22 protein-coding genes and 1 tRNA gene are annotated in these 19,012 nt (G+C 48.0%); 10 read left to right on the forward strand and 13 right to left on the reverse strand.

Going from position 1 to position 19,012, the window contains the following annotated elements; translation table 11 throughout:
* The 6 genes from uvrC to ABNS04_RS10460 all read right to left on the reverse strand — a co-directional run.
* A partial coding sequence (gene uvrC / locus ABNS04_RS10435) for an excinuclease ABC subunit UvrC (protein ID WP_272977724.1) occupies positions 1 to 956 on the reverse strand: 956 nt, incomplete at its 3' end.
* Positions 953 to 1,603 (reverse strand): LuxR C-terminal-related transcriptional regulator, encoded by a 651-nt coding sequence (locus ABNS04_RS10440; protein ID WP_006955936.1) that lies wholly within the window; start codon positions 1,601 to 1,603, stop codon positions 953 to 955. The genes uvrC and ABNS04_RS10440, both read right to left, overlap by 4 nt.
* A gap of 152 nt (positions 1,604 to 1,755) precedes the next feature.
* Complete coding sequence (locus ABNS04_RS10445) at positions 1,756 to 2,346, reverse strand: hypothetical protein (protein ID WP_006955937.1); 591 nt, start codon at positions 2,344 to 2,346, stop codon at positions 1,756 to 1,758.
* A complete protein-coding gene (locus tag ABNS04_RS10450) occupies positions 2,343 to 3,134 on the reverse strand; it encodes a thioesterase family protein (RefSeq protein ID WP_006955938.1) in 792 nt (263 codons plus the stop codon). The genes ABNS04_RS10445 and ABNS04_RS10450 overlap by 4 nt, the downstream gene beginning before the upstream one ends.
* A 15-nt stretch (positions 3,135 to 3,149) precedes the next feature.
* Positions 3,150 to 4,124 (reverse strand): DUF3667 domain-containing protein, encoded by a 975-nt coding sequence (locus ABNS04_RS10455; protein WP_006955939.1) that lies wholly within the window; start codon positions 4,122 to 4,124, stop codon positions 3,150 to 3,152.
* Positions 4,125 to 4,235: 111 nt separating this feature from the next.
* Positions 4,236 to 4,327 (reverse strand) — tRNA-Ser (locus ABNS04_RS10460).
* Positions 4,328 to 4,618: 291 nt separating this feature from the next.
* Here ABNS04_RS10460 and ABNS04_RS10465 point away from each other — a divergent pair.
* The 5 genes from ABNS04_RS10465 to ABNS04_RS10485 all read left to right on the forward strand — a co-directional run bounded on the left by ABNS04_RS10465 (position 4,619) and on the right by ABNS04_RS10485 (position 6,603).
* Positions 4,619 to 5,287: a Bax inhibitor-1/YccA family protein gene (locus ABNS04_RS10465; RefSeq protein ID WP_006955940.1), complete on the forward strand. Its 669-nt coding sequence runs from the start codon at positions 4,619 to 4,621 to the stop codon at positions 5,285 to 5,287.
* A 75-nt stretch (positions 5,288 to 5,362) separates the two neighbouring features.
* Complete coding sequence (locus ABNS04_RS10470; protein WP_272977723.1) at positions 5,363 to 5,701, forward strand: DsrE family protein; 339 nt, start codon at positions 5,363 to 5,365, stop codon at positions 5,699 to 5,701.
* Positions 5,698 to 6,012, forward strand: a complete 315-nt coding sequence (locus ABNS04_RS10475; protein ID WP_348671444.1) for a hypothetical protein — start codon at positions 5,698 to 5,700, stop codon at positions 6,010 to 6,012. Before ABNS04_RS10470 ends, ABNS04_RS10475 begins: the two co-directional genes overlap by 4 nt.
* Positions 6,003 to 6,272 (forward strand): hypothetical protein, encoded by a 270-nt coding sequence (locus tag ABNS04_RS10480; protein WP_006955943.1) that lies wholly within the window; start codon positions 6,003 to 6,005, stop codon positions 6,270 to 6,272. The genes ABNS04_RS10475 and ABNS04_RS10480 overlap by 10 nt, the downstream gene beginning before the upstream one ends.
* A gap of 1 nt (position 6,273) precedes the next feature.
* Positions 6,274 to 6,603 (forward strand): TusE/DsrC/DsvC family sulfur relay protein, encoded by a 330-nt coding sequence (locus ABNS04_RS10485; protein ID WP_006955944.1) that lies wholly within the window; start codon positions 6,274 to 6,276, stop codon positions 6,601 to 6,603.
* 4 nt (positions 6,604 to 6,607) lie between these two features.
* Here the strand turns inward: ABNS04_RS10485 and serS are convergent, their stop codons facing one another.
* From serS to lrp, 6 genes are all read right to left on the reverse strand, one after another.
* Positions 6,608 to 7,900 (reverse strand): serine--tRNA ligase, encoded by a 1,293-nt coding sequence (gene serS, locus ABNS04_RS10490; protein WP_006955945.1) that lies wholly within the window; start codon positions 7,898 to 7,900, stop codon positions 6,608 to 6,610.
* Positions 7,901 to 7,916: 16 nt separating this feature from the next.
* On the reverse strand, positions 7,917 to 8,309 hold the full coding sequence (gene crcB / locus ABNS04_RS10495; RefSeq protein ID WP_006955946.1) for a fluoride efflux transporter CrcB: 393 nt from the start codon (positions 8,307 to 8,309) through the stop codon (positions 7,917 to 7,919).
* Positions 8,296 to 9,651, reverse strand: coding sequence for a replication-associated recombination protein A (locus ABNS04_RS10500; protein ID WP_272977553.1), 1,356 nt, complete (start codon positions 9,649 to 9,651; stop codon positions 8,296 to 8,298). Before ABNS04_RS10500 ends, crcB begins: the two co-directional genes overlap by 14 nt.
* The gene (gene lolA, locus ABNS04_RS10505) at positions 9,638 to 10,252 is read right to left on the reverse strand and encodes an outer membrane lipoprotein chaperone LolA (protein WP_272977554.1); all 615 of its coding nucleotides are present in this window, start codon (positions 10,250 to 10,252) and stop codon (positions 9,638 to 9,640) included. The genes ABNS04_RS10500 and lolA overlap by 14 nt, the downstream gene beginning before the upstream one ends.
* A gap of 1 nt (position 10,253) precedes the next feature.
* Positions 10,254 to 12,710: a DNA translocase FtsK gene (locus tag ABNS04_RS10510; protein ID WP_272977555.1), complete on the reverse strand. Its 2,457-nt coding sequence runs from the start codon at positions 12,708 to 12,710 to the stop codon at positions 10,254 to 10,256.
* Between the two features lie 84 nt (positions 12,711 to 12,794).
* On the reverse strand, positions 12,795 to 13,286 hold the full coding sequence (gene lrp / locus ABNS04_RS10515) for a leucine-responsive transcriptional regulator Lrp (RefSeq protein ID WP_006955951.1): 492 nt from the start codon (positions 13,284 to 13,286) through the stop codon (positions 12,795 to 12,797).
* A gap of 166 nt (positions 13,287 to 13,452) precedes the next feature.
* On the opposite strand from lrp, the gene ald reads away from it, so the two are divergent.
* The 5 genes from ald to infA all read left to right on the forward strand — a co-directional run bounded on the left by ald (position 13,453) and on the right by infA (position 17,396).
* Complete coding sequence (ald, locus tag ABNS04_RS10520; RefSeq protein WP_006955952.1) at positions 13,453 to 14,580, forward strand: alanine dehydrogenase; 1,128 nt, start codon at positions 13,453 to 13,455, stop codon at positions 14,578 to 14,580.
* 149 nt (positions 14,581 to 14,729) lie between these two features.
* Positions 14,730 to 15,686 carry a thioredoxin-disulfide reductase gene (trxB, locus tag ABNS04_RS10525; protein ID WP_272977556.1) on the forward strand — a complete coding sequence of 319 codons (957 nt, stop codon included), beginning with the start codon at positions 14,730 to 14,732 and terminating at the stop codon, positions 15,684 to 15,686.
* A 21-nt stretch (positions 15,687 to 15,707) separates the two neighbouring features.
* Positions 15,708 to 16,412 (forward strand): leucyl/phenylalanyl-tRNA--protein transferase, encoded by a 705-nt coding sequence (gene aat / locus ABNS04_RS10530; protein ID WP_272977557.1) that lies wholly within the window; start codon positions 15,708 to 15,710, stop codon positions 16,410 to 16,412.
* On the forward strand, positions 16,409 to 17,128 hold the full coding sequence (locus tag ABNS04_RS10535) for an arginyltransferase (RefSeq protein WP_272977558.1): 720 nt from the start codon (positions 16,409 to 16,411) through the stop codon (positions 17,126 to 17,128). The genes aat and ABNS04_RS10535 overlap by 4 nt, the downstream gene beginning before the upstream one ends.
* 49 nt (positions 17,129 to 17,177) lie before the next feature.
* Entirely contained in the window at positions 17,178 to 17,396 is a 219-nt protein-coding gene (gene infA, locus ABNS04_RS10540; RefSeq protein WP_071463778.1) for a translation initiation factor IF-1, read from the forward strand.
* Between the two features lie 63 nt (positions 17,397 to 17,459).
* On the opposite strand, the gene ABNS04_RS10545 is transcribed toward infA, so the two are convergent.
* A partial coding sequence (locus ABNS04_RS10545; protein ID WP_348671447.1) for an AAA family ATPase occupies positions 17,460 to 19,012 on the reverse strand: 1,553 nt, incomplete at its 5' end.

The following is a 19,012-nucleotide window of genomic DNA, read 5'->3' on the forward strand; positions in this document are numbered from 1 at the left end:
GGTAGCACAATTTCGGCGGGGGTTTTTCGCCCAGAACTTTGGTTTAGGTAGAACTGCAATAAGAAGGCTTGAAGGACTTCTTCATCCGATGTATCCGCCGGTACTTTAGGAAAGTAACTTCGGCTACCTTGTAAGTGATTATCACGGATAAACAGCATTTGTACGGTGGTTACACCATTACCGCGCGCAAAACCGATGACGTCGAGCTCCTCTTGCGCCCCCGTCACTGAGTTACGTTCTTGGGTACGTCTTAACATGGCAATTTGGTCGCGGTAGCGTGCCGCGCGCTCAAAGTCGAGCGACTCACTGGCATTTTCCATGCGCGTTACAAGCTGATCAATGACCTGTTGGTTCTTGCCGTTAAGAAACTGCCGTGCCAGTTGCACTTGCTCATCGTATTCCTCATCTGTGCAGACGTTCACGCATGGCGCTAAGCACCTTTTCAGCTGATACTGTAAACACGGACGGCTACGGGCTCGGTAATAGGCATCCTCACACTGACGAATAGGAAACAACTTTTGCATCAGTCGCAGACTCTCGCGCACCGCGGCTCCGTTAGGAAACGGACCAAAATACTCACCCTTTTGGCGCCGCGCACCGCGATGAAAACCTAATCGCGGATGCGTATGATCGGTCATAATAATGTAGGGATAGGACTTATCGTCGCGTAGTAAGACGTTGTAACGCGGGCGATATTTTTTGATAAAGGTATTCTCGAGAATAAGCGCTTCGGCTTCGGTATTGGTGACCGTGACATCCATGTCGGCAATTTGCTTAACTAAGACTTGAGTCTTTACGCGATCGACTTTCTCGCGGAAGTAGCTCGACACGCGTTTTCTCAAGTCTTTGGCTTTGCCGACATAGATGACATCGCCTGACTCATCATACATGCGATAAACGCCAGGCTGATGAGTCAGGTGTCTCAGAAAGTTTTCTGCATCAAATTGGTTGCTCATACACCTTCAAATTCTAATAGTTCAACGAGTCCCGCTCGTAATGCTAGATGGGACAATTGTACATCACTATTAATATTAAGCTTTGCAAAAATTCGATACCTAAATGTATTGATCGTTTTACTGCTGATGCACAAATGCTCCGCGATTTCACTTACGCGCACGCCACGACCGATCATTTGCATGACTTGAAGTTCTCGGTCACTCAGTTGCTCAACAATATTACGTCGTTTATCGCCATACGGGTTTTTGGCTAAGTATTCGGCAATCGGTGCCGCCACAAATACGGAGCCCTGACGCAAAGACGATATCGCGGTAACCAATTCTTGGCTACTGCCCGACTCGAGCAAGTAGCCGTCGACTTCTTGCACGCCGCATTGAAAATCTAACACGTCTTGATAGCATTTCCCCCACACAATGAGCTTGATGTCTTCGTGGCGGCGTTTTAGTCGACGCCAATTTTCTACTGTCGCATCACCTGCTAAGGAGCAGCCCAACACCACGATTGAATTGGGGTGTTCATTTACCGCTAAGCGCAGCTGCGGCATGGATTCGACCGTTTCGACTTCATCAGAAAAGTTTTGTTCGACTACGGTGCGCATCCCTGCGCTAACAATAGGGTTGTTGATTGCTAAAATAATTTTCGCCATTTTTGCATAATTCCTCTCAACAATTGATTGAACATAGGTTTTGCTGATTAAAGCGAGAATAAATTTGAGCAAAAATGGCGATTTATCAAGTTAAAAATCGAACATTTTGTTAACTAAACTCAGTCGATTTTCTGTGAAGTCTCGATTTGAAGTTAAATCCGTTTCTGATCGAGTAATTGCCACAAATAGCAGGCTAGATAGGATCTATAAGGTGTCGCTCGCTCGGGAATAATGATGACGTCGCGTTCTTTCAACAACGCAATAGCTTTTCGTAGTGAACTATCCTGAATAGGAAAAAGATCCTCATGAGCAAAATGAAACATCGCCAAGATCGATGCCGACCAAGGACCCACGCCTTTTATCTGCTGAACTTCGCGTAAGAGATCATCACAATCCAATAGCGGCCACTGCTGCATTTTTTCGCGCGATTGTTGCCAATAAGCTTCGATAGCCCCCACCGCGACCGCCTTATTACGACTTAACCCACATTCTAATAAGTCATCGTAACTTAATTGTGCAATTCGCACGCCCTGCTCAGCCGCGCGTGCTTCGACGCGTGAAATAATGGTTTTAGATGCCTGTAAGCTCAACATTTGCCGCATCACAATACGAGGCAATGCCTCGATCGGTGCCATGTCTGAAGGGGTTAACGGTTCAACATGGTCCTGCTCAAGCAGGACCAGTTCAAAACCTGGCTGGGTTGATAACAGGTGTTGCTTAACGTCGCTTGCTTTTTCACTCATGCAAACACCGTAAAGGTTTGTCGGCTAATCGCAAACAATTCGCCCTGCTCATCCCATAATCCGGCACGGCTATGCCCGTAGCCATCGGCGGCATATTCAATCGTCGCCAAGTAACGCCACCATGCGGTGGTTTGCTTTTCTGACAACCGCTTATCAGGAAACTCAATGGTCCAAGTGAGCGATGAAGCCGGTGCGGGCTTTTTCAAACGCGGCAGTACGGCCGGTGGCCACGCATCCACTAAACCTAGAACAGCCGCAATAGTCATTTCGTGCTGTTCGTTTCTAAACCTTACCCAACCGCCGAATTCACGCTCGACTTGACCGCTAAACGGCATACCGCCGCGTAAAATACGATAGTCGAAATGTTTAGCAAATTCAGGCGTTACGGGCGAATCGGGAATCCCCATCCCTTGTTCGGGGGCAGCAAACTCAGGCGCAGGCTCTTGGTCTTCAAACACCTGCGACTGGCGTGCTTTACCTAAGCTTGCCAGTGCAAATAAGGTCACTTCGCCATTTTGAATAATTTGCGCACTGACCTGCACAACCGAGGATCCCTGACGTAATATATTCAGCGATAAATCCGCACTCCCGGGCGCCGTTGGTGCTACAAAAGACACGTTAAATGCGCGCATGTGATAAGCCGCATCAAACTGCTTAAGAATAAAATCAGCGGCAATACCGGCGCTAAACCCACCAAAAAATGCACGCCCTTGCGCCCACCCTTCAGGTAACTCAATACTTTGTTGATGTTTATCTTTTACAATCTGCGCTAACGTTTCAAAAAACATACAAACCTCGTTAAGTTAACTACTCAGCAAGCCCAGCACGACCAGTGCTAAGAAAGCGGCTGCTATTAAAAAGACATAAATAAAAGAGCAAATGAAAAACTTAAAGAGCGTCATGGGCCATGACTGCTGATAAAACAGTTTCTGGGTAAATAGCAGGTACGCCACCATCCACATCAGTAGAATGTTCTCTGCGTAACTGGCGAGCTCATCAATCCATGGATAGTCGAATTGTGTACTCAACCAAGCCGCACTGGAATCCGTGATTGTCAGCATCATAAACGACAACAACAAAAAGGCATGGGTATGCAACGCAACAGCCAAGTGCTCAATGTAATAATGCTTACTGAAGGGGTAACACAGTTTAAGCAATAGTGCCCAGAATGGGAGCATGAGCAACATCGCTTGAGGCGCGTTCCCCACTAGCCGCTCGATAAAAGCATCAGGATTCTGTTGCATTAACTTAAGCTTTTGCTCAAGCAACTTTTCATCCTCGGCATCTAGTAACGGAAACTCCTTTAAATCGAGATTGAGCGTTGCCGGCTCTTCATCCGGTGGTGTTATATCCGCAGTGGGTTCCTTCTGTGTCGCCAAAACTGCGTCGGCTTTATCAATCTGCTGTTGAATTTCGGCTTGTTGCTCAGGCGATAGGTCTTGATTGACTTGTGGCGTAAAGTCGACCAACGCACGCATTACCATGAACGAAATCAACGACATGAAGAAATACATACGTAACGGGGGCACGTATGAGGCATGCCGTCCTCGGACAAATTCAAGTGACAAGAAGCCTGGACGCATAAATAAGCCGCTGAGCGTTCGGTAAAACCGAGAGTCCCAATGACCCAATTCGCCCATTAAGTCGCCGACAACGGCAAATATACTGCGTAAGTAGCGTTTATCCTGCTGACCACAACGATGACAATACTCACCTTGAAGGGGGGTATCACAGTTTTTGCATAAAATGTGGGTCGCGGGTGGTTGGCTCGCTTCCATGAGGCGCACTCCATCTCTTATTATTGCCTCAGTATATTCAGCAACGCAGGTGAAGTACAATAGTAGGCTAAAACGAAAAAAGCCCGCTCGATGAGCGGGCTTTTCGAAATTTGGCGGAGAGGGAGGGATTCGAACCCCCGGTGGGTGTGAACCCACGCCTGATTTCAAGTCAGGTGCATTCAACCGAGCTCTGCCACCTCTCCGTTGTCCTTGGGGCTTTCCCCTGAAGACGAGGCGAATATTAAAGACCTTCGCGGCGCTTGTAAAGTAAAAATTTAAATAAAGTCGTCAAATGTGGTTCGTTTGGCGATGATTTAATCAAAGCGATCACTTTTCGAGCTAACTCACGGTAATAAACCGAATTTCCTACCTAAGAAACTACTTTAAAGGTAGTATCAGTACCCATATACTAAGGGTATACAAGCATCATTTATAAAGAAACTTTTTAAAAAATTTTGAGTCTTAAAAACTAGCGTTAATCAACGGAGAAAACTATGAACGATCGTAGTCAGATGTATGTCGGTCAGCAGCAGGTTGCCGGCTCAGTGAATAAGGTGTTACGTAACACCTATGCACTGCTTGCCATGACACTTGCTTTTAGTGCTGTGACGGCAACAATTAGCACCATGATGAATTTGCCTTATCCAGGCTTTTTCATCACCTTGATTCTTTATGTTGGTTTGCTGTTTGGTATTCATAAAACCAAAGACAGCGCCATGGGCATCGTTTTGACCTTCGCCCTTACCGGGTTCTTGGGTTATACCTTAGGTCCACTACTTAATATGGCGTTGCAAATGCCAGGTGGTGGCGAGATGGTTGCAACCGCTTTAGGTGGCACCGCATTGACGTTCTTTGCGACATCAGGTTATGTACTGAGTACTAAGAAAGACATGTCTAAGCTCGGCGGTTTAATTACTGCGGGTATCATCATGGTGGTTGTAGCGATGCTCGCTAACTTCTTCTTCCAGATGCCTGCGTTGCAATTAGCACTATCGGCTATCATGATCCCATTGATGGCGATGTTGATTATGTATCAAACCAGTGAAATTATTCACGGCGGCGAGCGTAACTACATCTTAGCCACGGTAACTTTGTATGTTTCGCTTTATAACTTGTTCGTTAACTTGCTAACATTATTGATGGCATTTAACGGCGACGATTAAACACACACAATAGCGTGTTTAATTGAGCCCCGCCTTTTGCGGGGCTTTTTTTTACCAATAGACTCATTGAGCATCATGAACCTGACACTCATTATCAAAGCAGGTATGCACGCCGATGCACGACATCGCGCGGCGCTGTGCTTTGCAGAACAAGCAATTAACGATGGCTATACGCTGACGGGCGTTTTCTTCTACGCCGATGCGGTGAGCCTTGCCAGCGCCGCTGCAGCCAACAACCCGTACAGCCAACACTGGTGTGAGCTGGCAGGACAGCATCACTTCGACTTGGTGGTCTGCCATACGGCTGCAGAACGTCAGGGTATTGAGCAATTTAACCCCGCCTTTGAACCTGCGGGACTCACTCAGTTGGTAAATTGGATGAATACGGCGGATAAAGTGGTGACCTTATCATGAGTAAGAACTATGCCATTGTTCAATTAAGCCCTGAACTTGAATGCGCCCGTTCAGCGCTCGATTTAGTCTTATCGCTCGCCAGCTTAGATCAGTCAGTACAACTCATCATGCTGGATAATGCGTGGATGTCGTTACAGTCTGAGCTTCTTAAACGCTACGGTATGTTAGAACTACTCGATGCCGAGCCTATCTTGATAGCTAGCGATTTTGAGCCCCAACTGGATAACGATGATATTGAATTCGAGTGGACAGCCAAACGCGATTTAAACGCCTTACTGCTTAATTTTGCGGAGGTGATCACATGCAACTGAATTGCACTCATTGGCTTCAAACGCGCCCCCTCATCAGTTGGCTTGAGCAACAGCACGCATTACTCACTGAGCATACCGCGATCCTCCTGACCGCTGATTCTGCAAAGGACTTACCCGCGACGTGTCCCCAGGCTTTGCAATTGTGTAAAATAGTCATCCCAGCGCATGAGATGACCATAGCACCGGTCGATTGGGTCGAGGTGATTAGCGATGCTCAATGGGTGGAGCTTATAACGCATACGCAACATTGGATTTGGTAGTATGATTGAATTTAACGGTAAGCAGTACGAAACCGACAAACACAACTATTTAGCTCACCTTGACGATTGGAGCGAGCCGCTTGCTCTGCATTTTGCTGAGCTTGAGAATATCGAGATGACGCCTGCTCATTGGGAAGTGGTGCATTTTGTGCAGGATTTTTATCGCGAATATGACACCAGCCCGGCCATGCGTGTGCTGGTAAAAGCGATGAAGAAGAAACTCGGCGAAGAAAAAGCAAACAGCCGATATCTCTACCGACTGTTTCCTAAAGGGCCTGCTAAACAGGCAACACGCATTGCGGGCTTACCCAAACCCGCGAAGTGTATTTAACCGATTACGCCTCAATGCGCTCGATACCACCCATGTACGGGCGCAATACTTCTGGAATCACAATTGAACCATCGGCTTGTTGATAATTCTCGAGTAATGCCACCAAGGTACGTCCTACTGCCAGGCCTGAGCCATTTAACGTGTGCAATAACTCGGGTTTCTTCGCGCCTTTACGACGGAAACGTGCTTGCATACGACGCGCTTGGAAATCACCCATGTTTGAGCATGAGCTAATCTCACGATAGGTATTTTGCGCCGGTAACCAGACTTCGAGATCGTAGGTTTTAGTTGCACCAAAGCCCATGTCACCAGTACACAACAACACTTTACGATACGCTAAGCCAAGCTTTTGTAAGATGGTTTCAGCGTGCTGGGTGAGCTGCTCAAGCGCATCCATCGACTGCTCTGGGTGCGCGAGCCAAACCAACTCTACTTTATCAAACTGATGCTGACGAATCAGACCGCGCGTATCACGACCGTGTGAACCGGCTTCACTGCGGAAGCATGGTGTATGCGCAGTTAATTTTACTGGCAATTCAGCTTCATCGAAAATCTCATCACGCGCTAAATTAGTGAGTGGCACTTCAGCGGTCGGAATCAGTGACAGTGGGATCTGCTCTTCTGTCTCACCCTGAATATGGAAGAGGTCTTTACCAAATTTAGGTAACTGCCCCGTGCCATAAAGGCTGTCATGATTTACTAAATAAGGTACATAGGTTTCAGCGTAACCATGGGCTTCTGTATGCGTATCCAACATGAACTGGGTCAATGCACGATGCAGACGCGCAATCTTGCCACGCATCACGACAAAGCGCGCGCCGGTTAATTTAGCTGCGGCTTCAAAATCCATACCTTTTGCCAAGGCTTCAGCCAATTCAACATGATCTTTGGGTTCAAAATCCAGTTGCGGAGGCTCACCCCACACGCTGATTTCTTGATTTTCCGATTCATCTTTACCCTCAGGCACGCCTTCAGCTGGCAAGTTGGGCACACCCATAATCAACGCGCCGAGTTTGTCTTGTACTTCACGCAGCTCTTCTTTTGCTGCATCAAGCTGTGAACCTAAATCACTCACCGCGTCTAATAACGGCTGGATATCCTCACCCGCCTGCTTTGCCTTACCAATCGCTTTCGAGCGACTGTTACGCTCAGCCTGCAACTGCTCAGTTTTTACTTGGATCGATTTGCGCTGTTCTTCGAGTGCTTGAATCTCATCGATGTTCAGCTCAAAGCCGCGTGTTTTTAAACGCTCAGCGGTTTGTTGCAGTTCCTCGCGGAAATATTTTGCATCTAGCATGGATATCCTACTTCACTTAATTCGGTTTAATGATAAAGAAATTATACAACGCCATGGCTGCTGCGACACCTAGCACGCAGAGTCCCACGTTGAGTACGATATTTACTGAGGCTCGCCCCCACTCGCCTTGAGTCGCCAACTGCACCACTTCGACCGAGAATGTGGAAAACGTTGTGAAGGCTCCGAGCAAGCCAACGCCGACAAATAACCGCACGGACTCTGAGAGCCCTTGATGTTGCACATGTGCGTATACAGCGCCTAATAAAAAAGAACCTATTATGTTAACGATCAACGTCGCAAAAGGGAACCGCCAACCCGTGCTTAACATCAATAAAGCCACGCCGTGCCGTGCACTTGCGCCAATCGCGCCACCCGCGGCGACCATTAACCATTGACTAAGGCTTGTCATCAGACTTTCCTCGTTGCCATTCGCTACGTTCGTCTTGCTGACGAAGCCAGAGCAGTTTGTCTTTAATTTTTATTTCTAAACCACGCGGTTCAGGCTGATAGAAGTATGCGTCTGCGAGCGCATCCGGTAAGTAGCGCTCTCCTGCCACATAGGCATTAGGATAATTATGAGCATAACGGTAATCTTCACCGTAGCCTTGCTGTTTATGGATCTTGGTCGGTGCATTACGCAAATGGCTCGGTACCTCAGCCGTTGGATGAGCTTTTGCGGCCGCGATAGCCGCTTTAAACGCATTGTAAACGGCGTTACTTTTCGCAGCACTGGCACAATACACTACCGCTTGTGCAATTGCCCGTTCGCCTTCTGCGGGGCCGACACGGTGAAACGTATCCCATGCATTTAAGGCAATCTGTAATGCACGCGGGTCGGCATTACCGATATCTTCCGATGCAATGGCGAGTAGTCTTCTTGCGACAATCAAAGGGTCACCGCCCCCGACAAGAATACGTGCATACCAATACAGTGCGCCGTCGGGTGATGACCCACGCACTGACTTATGAAATGCCGATAAGATGTCGTAGAAATGATCACCTTTATTATCAAAGGCCGCTTGCTGCTCGCCGACTGCGTGCAAGAGTAATTCAGTGTTAAGCTCAGCCTCGCCTTCGGATAAATAATCCGCTGCAACTTCAAGGTAGTTGAGCATGCGGCGTGCATCACCGCCCGCTAAGTCCAGCAGCCTGTCTTCCGCTTCTGGGGTGAGCCTGATGTGACGCGCGCCTAGACCGCGCTCAGGATCTTGCAAGGTGCGCTGTAAAAGCGCTCGCAAATCTTCAGCCTTGATAGATTCAAGACGATACACGCGGGCGCGTGACAATAGTGCATTGTTGAGCTCAAAACCGGGATTTTCAGTCGTTGCACCAACAAAGATTACCGTGCCATCTTCGATAAAAGGTAGGAAAGCATCTTGTTGGCTTTTATTAAACCGATGTACCTCATCAACAAACAGTAAAGTGCGGCGACCTTGTTGCTGAGCGCGCTGTTTTGCTTCATCAATGGCTTGGCGAATCTCTTTCACACCTGAGGTAATAGCACTTAAACGTGATACGGTCGCATCGGCGGAGGTCGCCATGAGTTCTGCCAGAGTGGTTTTGCCTGTTCCGGGCGGTCCCCACAAAATCATTGAGTGCAAACGTCCTTGCGCGACCGCTTGCCACAGGGGTTTACCTTCGGCAAGTAGATGTGTTTGACCTACATACTCGTCCAGCGACTGCGCACGCATTCGCGCAGCCAGTGGCCTAAAGTCATGTTCTTCTTCAAACGCCAGTTCACCGTTGGTCATCGACCTCGACACCTTCAGGGATAGCAAATTGAAATAGGTCGGTCGGCAAGCTTTCGTTCATTACCACATCAGTGAGTGCGATAGTGGTGGTATCCCCTTGCTTTTGTTTAAGCACGATACGAGTCAACTTATCTCCGGTGAAGCTCAAGTTTAGCTCGCTACCGGTATTCTCGTTCACCACTTCAAACGCGCCCTCTGCACCGTCGTAAGTCACGTCAAACTGCTGCCAACGCTCTTTTGAGCCTTCCATCAACAATAACAATGGACTGTTTTCAACTGCATTACTCTGGGCATAAACAGTGACTTGCTCAACAAACGGATTGTAGTACCAAACCGATTCACCATCTGCGATAAGCAAGGTGTCATCGGGGGGATTACTACGCCAACGCAACATCGCAGGTCGTTGCAACGCCAGTTCACCGGTGAGGCTTTGTAATACCTCACCACTACTGCCGGTAACCGTTTGTTCAAAGCTGGCTTGCACACTCTCGAGTTGCTGCATTTTATCTTGCAACTGCTGTTTGGCTTGTTCTGTTGCCCAACTTAAGGGGCTCATTACCACACTCGCGATAAGCGCCAGTGCGATTCCATACTGCTTCATATTAATCCCTCGGTGGTCTCGGTGCGAGTACATCACGCTGGCCATTATTGCCAGCACTACTTACGACACCCGACATTTCCATTTGTTCGACGATACGCGCCGCGCGGTTATAACCAATTCTGAATTTACGTTGTACACTCGACACAGAAACACGCTGGGTCTCGGTCACGAAGGCAACCGCCTCATCATATAAAGGATCCGATTCAGCCTCGTCCATTTCTTGTTGCTCACCCGGTAATAACGCGTCTTCGCCTTGATCACCCGAAAGGATTTCCTCGAGGTAATTCGGTTTACCGCGTTTCTTCCAATCCGCAACCACCGCGTGTACTTCGTGGTCATCAACAAAGGCGCCGTGCACACGGACGGGTGAACCGCTGCCCGGAGGCAAATACAACATATCACCCTGCCCTAATAGCTGCTCCGCGCCCGGCTGATCGAGAATGGTGCGTGAGTCGACTTTTGACGATACTTGGAACGCAATACGCGTAGGAATATTGGCTTTAATCAAACCGGTAATAACATCCACCGATGGCCGCTGCGTTGCCAAAATTAAATGAATACCTGCCGCACGCGCTTTCTGCGCAATGCGCGCGATCAGTTCTTCGACTTTTTTACCGACAATCATCATCATATCGGCAAATTCATCGATGACTACGACGATATTCGGCAGTTTTTCGAGCTCAGGCGGCATTTCATCCATCGAATCACCCGGCTTCCAAATAGGATCTTTGAGCGGTTCACCCGCTTCTTTAGCGGCCACGACTTTGGCGTTGTAGCCTTTAAGATTGCGCACACCTAAGGCCGACATGAGTTTATAACGGCGTTCCATTTCGCCCACACACCAACGCAAGGCATTGGCGGCGTCTTTCATATCTGTGACCACTTCCGTCAGTAGGTGTGGAATCCCCTCATACACCGACAATTCGAGCATTTTCGGGTCAATCATAATCAGGCGAACATCTTCCGGTGTGCTCTTGTAGAGCAAGCTTAAGATCATCACATTCACACCGACTGATTTACCCGAACCTGTTGTACCTGCCACCAATAAGTGAGGCATCTTCGCTAAGTCAACAACCACAGGCGAACCCGCAATATTTTTACCAAGAATCATGGTCAGCGGCGATTGGCTGTTTTGAAACGCGTCGCGATGAATAACTTCACTGAGCTGAACCACTTCACGGTGTTTATTAGGTAACTCCAAACCAACATAGGATTTACCCGGAATGACTTCAACCACGCGCACGGCGACGGCTGATAGCGTACGAGCAATATCCTTCGCTAAGTTAGAAATCTTCGATACTTTAACACCGGGCGCAAGATCGAGCTCAAAGCGGGTGATCACAGGACCTGGCTGCACGTTGGCAACGGTAACATCAACGCCAAAGTCTTTGAGAACGGTTTCAACCGTGCGTGACACTTGGTCAAGTTCTTCTTGTGTAATGGGGTTCTCTTGCTTATTCGGTCTATCGAGCAACTCAATCGAAGGTAATGGTGGTAACGCTTCCGTCTCGTTACTTTGGGTATCGCCCTGCCCTGCTTGCTCGACTGGCGATTCAGGTTGTGCTTTGGTTTCCGTTGCGGCTTCAGGCTCACTGCGTTTACGTGCTTCCGCCGCCTGTTTAGAAAACCGAGGCGCATCGCTGTCGTCTAAGACAGGATCCGGTTCGAACGGCGGTTCGTCTTCATTATCAATTTCGTGTTCATCTAATGCCGATAATGAAGGTAAGTTCAGTACAGGTTCTTGCTTAGCCTCCGCCTTTTGCTCTACTAATGTGGACTCATCCCAATCCGAGGTATCGAGTGTATCATCGTCGTGTTCGTTGTCAGCTGTTGCCTTTTTAGTATCGCGATCGTGACCTTTAGTGCCATCCGACTGCCATACGCTGCGGATGCGTTCATAACACCACAGCGCGCCAGTAATGCATAACTCACCGAGCTTATCGGCGACCTGCAGCCAGCTAATTCCGGTCACCAATGTCAGCCCGGTGGCTAAAAATGTCAGTAATAAGATGGTTGAGCCGACAAAATTCAAGTACGGCATCACCGAGGCTGCGATTACGTCACCAAATACGCCACCGGCTGAAAAGTAATAAATATCATCAAAGTTAATAGAAGAGAGTGCGGCCGCACCAATGAGCGTGAGCATGGCACCAACGAGGCGCAAACTAACAGCCAGATAGTCGAGTTCGAGTAGTTGATGGGTTTTACGAAATAGCATATAACCCAGCCCGGCAAACGCGAAAGGCACTAAATAAGCTACAAACCCAAACGAAAATAGCAGTACATCAGCAAGCCATGCACCAACGGCGCCACCGGCATTATTAATAGAGCCTTCAAAGCCCGTCTGTGACCAACTCGGATCGGCGGGGTTAAAACTCACTAAAGCGAGAAATAGAAAAATCGCGAGCGCGCCGCTGATCAGTAAGCCAGCTTCTAATAATCGTTGTACACCTGTCATTGCTCGTCTTATGCTTCCTGTCATTGGGATCTTATTATAGTGGAGGCTCTCTGCCCCCGATTGTAGCGAATCTCGCTATTAATGTTAGCCCTTTACTAGAACTTTATTCTCTTGTTTTACTTCTTCCATTACAACATAGGTACGCGATTCGTCGACACCCGGCATCATCAGCAAGGTTTCACCGAGTAATTTACGGTAAGCGCGCATGTCAGGTACCCGCGCCTTAATGAGGAAATCAAAGTCCCCTGCCACTAAATGACATTCCAGAATCTCTTCGGTTTTACGCGCCGCGTCACTGAATTCAGCGAACGCATCCGCCGATGTACGCGACAAGGTAATTTCGACGAACACCATCAAGTTAGCGCCGAGCTTGGCTGGGTTGATACGGGCATGGTAACTCTCTATAACACCCTCTCGCTCAAGCTTTTTTACCCTTTCTAAACAAGCCGTTGCGCTCAACCCCACTCGCTTCGCAAGTGCCACGTTGGCAATACGTCCATCGTCTTGCAGTATGCGTAAGATCTTACGGTCAATTCTGTCAATAGTGATTTCATCGGTGTTTTCTGGAAATCTCATGATTTTATCGCGTCATTTAATTAGTTAGCCCTAATATATCACTATAAATTAGGTTAAAAAAAGTGCGTAATCCAGTTTGTTTTCAGTCTATAATTGCGCCACGAAATTTACCAATCACATCAGCAGATAAAACGCACTCAATGCGTGTCAATTATAGAGGGTGAGTATGTTAATAGGTGTTCCTAAGGAAATTAAAAACCACGAGTATCGTATCGGTTTAACGCCTGCAGCTGTTCGCGAATATGTTGCGAATGGTCACGACGTTATCGTTGAAAACAACGGCGGTGCTGCGATTGGTTTTACTAACGAAGACTATCAAGCCGCAGGTGCTTCAATTGTTGAAACGCCAGAAGAGATCTTCGAGCGTGCTGATATGATTGTCAAAGTTAAGGAACCTCAGCCAAACGAATGTAAGATGTTACGTGAAGGCCAAATCCTTTACACCTTCTTGCACTTGGCACCTGATCCAACACAAACTAAATTATTGGCTGAATCAGGTTGTACTGCTATCGCATACGAGACAGTCACTGATAACCGCAATGGTCTTCCGCTTTTAGCACCTATGAGCGAAGTTGCGGGTCGCATGTCAATTCAAGCAGGCGCGCATTACCTTGAAAAAGCGCACGGCGGCAGCGGCACATTGCTAGGTGGCGTTCCTGGCGTTGCGCCGGGCAAAGTACTCATCATCGGTGGTGGTGTTGTCGGAACTAACGCTGCGAAAATGGCGTTGGGCTTAGGCGCTGACGTCACCATTCTTGACCGCTCATTGCCGCGTCTACGCGAGATCGATGATATCTTCAATGGTCAAGTCACCACGATCTACTCAACCGTAGATGCTATCGACAAGTATTCACGTGAAGCTGATTTAGTTGTTGGCGCAGTGCTGATTCCAGGCGCAGCGGCACCTAAACTCTTGACGCGCGAGCACATCAAAAACATGAAGCCAGGTTCAGTGTTGGTAGATGTTGCGATTGACCAAGGTGGTTGTTTCGAAACTTCATACGCAACAACGCACCAAGATCCGGTATACGTGATTGACGATGTTGTTCACTACTGTGTTGCAAACATGCCAGGCGGTGTTGCACGTACGTCAACTATCGCGCTTAACAACGCAACCTTGCCTTACGGTATCGCGTTGGCTAACAAAGGCAACCAAGCCATGTTAGAAAACGAACATCTGTTGCGTGGTTTGAACATGCACGGTGGTAAAATCACTTATAAAGCGGTCCACGATGACTTAGGCGAAGAATTAAGCCTCGACTACATCGATCCGCGTGAAGCGCTCTCTAAATAATTAGACAAGTAAGCGCAACTGAACAGAAAAGCTCACCTAAAATGGTGGGCTTTTTTTATGTTGTTCTTGTGCCTTTTCCTTGCAATCCATACAATCGACCCCATAGCTAAACATATAACTGAAACACATTCTGTAGTAGGAGCAACACCATGGCTGAAGCCAAGCATTGTAAACTTTTGATTTTGGGTTCTGGACCTGCGGGCTACACCGCCGCAGTCTATGCTGCGCGCGCAAACCTTGACCCGGTATTGGTCACCGGTATGCAACAAGGTGGTCAGCTAACGACCACTACCGACGTTGAAAACTGGCCGGGCGATGCTGAAGGGTTAACCGGACCTGATTTAATGGTGCGCATGCAGCAGCACGCCGAGCGCTTTGACACAGAAATCGTGTTTGACCACATCAACAAAGTCGACTTCTCAGAGCGCCCTTTCCGCTTAAAAGGCGATGTAGGCGAATATACCGCTGACTCAGTGATTATCTCAACCGGCGCATCCGCCAAATATCTGGGTTTGGACTCAGAAGAGGCGTTTATGGGCAAAGGCGTTTCTGCTTGCGCAACCTGTGACGGCTTTTTCTATAAGAATCAAAAAGTATGTGTTGTCGGTGGCGGTAATACTGCGGTCGAAGAAGCGCTTTATCTGTCTAATATTGCCAGTGAAGTGCATGTCATTCACCGCCGTGACTCATTCCGTTCTGAGAAGATCTTGTCGGATCGTCTGATGGAAAAAGCCGAGAACGGTAACGTGACCTTGCACTTGAATAAAACCTTAGACGAAGTCTTAGGTGATGACTCAGGCGTGACAGGTGTTCGCATCAAAGACACGAAAGACGGTAGTACGTCGGAGCTAGATGTTGCTGGTTGCTTTATTGCTATCGGTCACCAGCCCAACACAGGCTTATTCGACGGCCAACTCGAAATGAACAACGGCTATATCGTCGTTCAAAGCGGCCTTGAGGGTAACGCAACTGCAACCAGCATTCCGGGCGTATTTGCCGCTGGTGATGTTATGGACCACGTGTATCGCCAAGCCATTACCTCGGCAGGCACGGGTTGTATGGCGGCACTGGATGCTGAACGTTATCTGGACGCATTAACTAAATAATCCTATTGTGAGTCGCCGCCTATGATAGTCGAGCTGAGTCCTAACTCAGTCAGCTTTCCGCCAGTGTCGATGGCACTGGCAGAGCCTAACGGCTTACTCGCCGTGGGCGGCGACCTCTCAGAGGCACGCTTGGTGAGTGCCTATCGCTCAGGTATTTTCCCGTGGTTTGCGGCCGACGATCCGATTTTATGGTGGTCCCCCAATCCTCGCGCTGTTTTTGTACCTGGCGATATCCATTGCTCGCGTTCGTTAAAGAAAGCCATGCGACGCCAACCTTGGCGAGTCACACTGAACCGTGCCTTTGAAGAGGTAATTGATGAGTGTGCAACAATACGCGCCGAGCATGAAGGCACATGGATTACCGAACCTATGCGTGAGGCGTATATTGAACTGCATAGAAAAGGACATGCCCATTCGGTTGAAGTTTGGCTAGATAATTCGTTGGTCGGTGGCTTATATGGTGTCAGTGTCGGTCGTCTGTTTTGTGGCGAAAGTATGTTTCACCGTGCGACTAACGCATCTAAAGTGGCTTTGCACTGTTTTGCGAACGCCTTTGTTGAGCACGGGGGTCAATTAATTGATTGCCAAATGGAAAATCCCCATTTAACGTCACTCGGCGCGGTACCAATGGCCCGCGAGCATTTTCTAGAGCAATTATTTGCGTTACGCGATCGCCCACTAACTGACGACTTTTGGTCGTTAGGAGATATTAGCCGTTATTTATGAGTGTTAAACTCGGTATTACAGGCACCCGCCCTTGTGGTTATCTCAAGGATCAGGAAGAGCGTTTAATCGTTACCGTTGCCGACGAAGAAACACCTATGAATGCTCATTTGTATGAGCACTTAATGGCACATGGGTTTCGTCGCAGCCATAACGATGTGTATCGTCCCCACTGTGAATTTTGTCAAGCCTGCGAATCGCTTCGTATACCGGTCAGCGATTTTAGTTTCAGCAAAAACCAAAAGCGAGTGTTAAATAAAAATCGCGATTTAGTACTTTCAGTTGTCGATAAGCCTCAACCTGACTATACCTCACTCTTTTGTCGCTTTATTGAGGAACGTCACGCCGATGGCGCAATGTATCCGCCCGATCCAGAATCATTTTGGCTTTGGTGTGATGCTGATTGGATGAAGCCGCAGTTTTTTGAATGGCGCGATAGTGCGGGCGAGTTAATGATGGTGAGTATCGTTGATGTGCTCAGTTGTTCTAGCTCTGCCATGTACACATTTTTTGATCCGGATGAAGCTAAGCGTTCGCTAGGCACCTACTCTATTTTGAGTTTAATCGAGTGGACAGAGGCGCAAGGACTCGATTATCTCTACCTTGGATACCAAATTGATAACTGCGATAAGATGAACTACAAGGCCCGTTTTACACCAAATGAACGGCTTATTGGCAATCAATGGAAAAAAGCGGTAAAATCTAACACACAAAAATGAACCCTATGCGTACAATGTACGCTCATTAGTTAAATTCTAGAGGATTTTAATGGCGAAAGAAGACAGCATTGAAATGCAAGGAACCGTATTGGACACCTTGCCAAATACTATGTTTCGAGTTGAACTAGAGAACGGTCACGTTGTGACTGCACACATCTCTGGCAAAATGCGTAAGCACTACATCCGTATTTTAACGGGTGATACTGTAACCGTTCAGCTTACCCCTTACGACTTGAGTAAAGGACGCATCGTCTTCCGCGCCCGTTAATCACGGTTCAAATAAAAAAGGGGCGAAACGCCCCTTTTTTATTATTCGAACTAACTCAGTCGATTAACTTTCGATAGTTTCATTAGTGCTGTCGTAATCAAATTTCAGCTCGTCGTTGTTATCTAAGGATACTTTGACCTGACCACCGCGGGTTAAATGACCAAACAAGATCTCGTTTGCCAATGGTTTTTTAAGGTGTTCCTGAATAACTCGACCCATCGGACGAGCGCCCATTTGCTTGTCGTAGCCTTTCTTCGCAAGCCAATCGATTGCTTTGGATTCAACCTCAAGAGACACCCCTTTACGGTCTAACTGTGCTTGCAGCTCGGTGATAAACTTATCGACCACCTGCAAGATAACCTCTTCACTTAGATGGTTAAACCACACGATACCATCAAGACGGTTACGGAACTCCGGCGTAAAGGTACGGTTGATTTCTGCCATCGCATCGTGACTGTGATCCTGTTGCTTAAAGCCAATTGACTTACGAACTGTCTCACGCACACCCGCGTTAGTCGTCATCACAATAATTACATTACGGAAATCCGCCTTACGACCGTTGTTATCCGTCAATGTGCCGTTGTCCATTACCTGCAACAAGATGTTGTACACATCCGGGTGGGCTTTCTCGATCTCATCAAGCAGCAGTACCGAATGAGGCTGTTTAATCACTGCGTCAGTTAACAACCCGCCTTGATCAAAACCGACATAGCCCGGAGGCGCACCAATCAAGCGACTGACTGCGTGACGTTCCATATACTCCGACATATCGAAGCGAATGAGTTCAATGCCCATTGCTTTGGCAAGTTGCTGAGTCACCTCAGTTTTACCCACGCCTGTGGGACCTGCGAACAAAAACGACCCGATAGGGGTGTGTTCATTGCCAAGCCCTGACCGCGATAAACGAATCGCAGAGCTCAGTTTGTCAATCGCTTCATCCTGACCAAACACCACCATCTTCAAGTTGCGATCGAGCTGCTTGAGAATGTCTTGGTCTGTACGTGAAACCGACTGCTCCGGAATACGCGCGATCTTGGCGATAATCGCCTCAATATCTTGCACACCGACGGTTTTCTTACGCTTAGATGGAGGTAACAAACGTTGTTGTGCGCCCGCCTCGTCCATCACATCAATCGCCTTATCAGGCAAATGACGCTCATTAATGTATTTTGCCGCAAGCTCCGCCGCTGCTTTAATCGCGGGCTGGGTGTAACGAATACCGTGATGGTCTTCGTAGCGCTCTTTCAAGCCCATCAAAATTTTAGTGGTATCTTCCACGCTTGGTTCACTGACATCCACTTTTTGGAATCGGCGCACTAACGCGCGATCTTTCTCAAAGATGTTTTTGAACTCGGTATAGGTGGTTGAGCCAATACACTTAAGCTGACCACTTGAAAGTAATGGTTTTAGCAAGTTAGAGGCATCTAGCACACCTCCACTGGCCGCGCCCGCACCGATAATCGTATGGATCTCATCGATAAAAAGAATAGCGTGCTCTTTCTCACCTAACTCTTTGAGAAGCTGTTTGAAGCGCTTTTCAAAGTCACCGCGGTACTTTGTACCCGCCAATAAGCCGCCCATATCCAGCGAGTAGATAACCGCTTCCTCAAGAATAT

The sequence above is a fragment of the uncultured Idiomarina sp. genome, assembly GCF_964010655.1.
GTDB classification, from domain to species: Bacteria; Pseudomonadota; Gammaproteobacteria; order Enterobacterales; family Alteromonadaceae; genus Idiomarina; species Idiomarina baltica.

Coding starts and splice junctions, on each gene's coding strand:
- serS (WP_006955945.1), bottom strand. CDS start 7,900: ATGCTAGATGCAAAATATTTCCGCGAGGAACTGCAACAAACCGCTGAG.
- ABNS04_RS10475 (WP_348671444.1), top strand. CDS start 5,698: ATGAGTAAGAACTATGCCATTGTTCAATTAAGCCCTGAACTTGAATGC.
- ABNS04_RS10510 (WP_272977555.1), bottom strand. CDS start 12,710: ATGACAGGTGTACAACGATTATTAGAAGCTGGCTTACTGATCAGCGGC.
- ABNS04_RS10450 (WP_006955938.1), bottom strand. CDS start 3,134: ATGTTTTTTGAAACGTTAGCGCAGATTGTAAAAGATAAACATCAACAA.
- ABNS04_RS10445 (WP_006955937.1), bottom strand. CDS start 2,346: ATGAGTGAAAAAGCAAGCGACGTTAAGCAACACCTGTTATCAACCCAG.
- ABNS04_RS10465 (WP_006955940.1), top strand. CDS start 4,619: ATGAACGATCGTAGTCAGATGTATGTCGGTCAGCAGCAGGTTGCCGGC.
- lrp (WP_006955951.1), bottom strand. CDS start 13,286: ATGAGATTTCCAGAAAACACCGATGAAATCACTATTGACAGAATTGAC.
- ABNS04_RS10440 (WP_006955936.1), bottom strand. CDS start 1,603: ATGGCGAAAATTATTTTAGCAATCAACAACCCTATTGTTAGCGCAGGG.
- ald (WP_006955952.1), top strand. CDS start 13,453: ATGTTAATAGGTGTTCCTAAGGAAATTAAAAACCACGAGTATCGTATC.
- ABNS04_RS10480 (WP_006955943.1), top strand. CDS start 6,003: ATGCAACTGAATTGCACTCATTGGCTTCAAACGCGCCCCCTCATCAGT.
- ABNS04_RS10485 (WP_006955944.1), top strand. CDS start 6,274: ATGATTGAATTTAACGGTAAGCAGTACGAAACCGACAAACACAACTAT.
- ABNS04_RS10500 (WP_272977553.1), bottom strand. CDS start 9,651: ATGACCAACGGTGAACTGGCGTTTGAAGAAGAACATGACTTTAGGCCA.
- ABNS04_RS10455 (WP_006955939.1), bottom strand. CDS start 4,124: ATGGAAGCGAGCCAACCACCCGCGACCCACATTTTATGCAAAAACTGT.
- lolA (WP_272977554.1), bottom strand. CDS start 10,252: ATGAAGCAGTATGGAATCGCACTGGCGCTTATCGCGAGTGTGGTAATG.
- aat (WP_272977557.1), top strand. CDS start 15,708: ATGATAGTCGAGCTGAGTCCTAACTCAGTCAGCTTTCCGCCAGTGTCG.
- ABNS04_RS10470 (WP_272977723.1), top strand. CDS start 5,363: ATGAACCTGACACTCATTATCAAAGCAGGTATGCACGCCGATGCACGA.
- crcB (WP_006955946.1), bottom strand. CDS start 8,309: ATGACAAGCCTTAGTCAATGGTTAATGGTCGCCGCGGGTGGCGCGATT.
- trxB (WP_272977556.1), top strand. CDS start 14,730: ATGGCTGAAGCCAAGCATTGTAAACTTTTGATTTTGGGTTCTGGACCT.
- ABNS04_RS10535 (WP_272977558.1), top strand. CDS start 16,409: ATGAGTGTTAAACTCGGTATTACAGGCACCCGCCCTTGTGGTTATCTC.
- infA (WP_071463778.1), top strand. CDS start 17,178: ATGGCGAAAGAAGACAGCATTGAAATGCAAGGAACCGTATTGGACACC.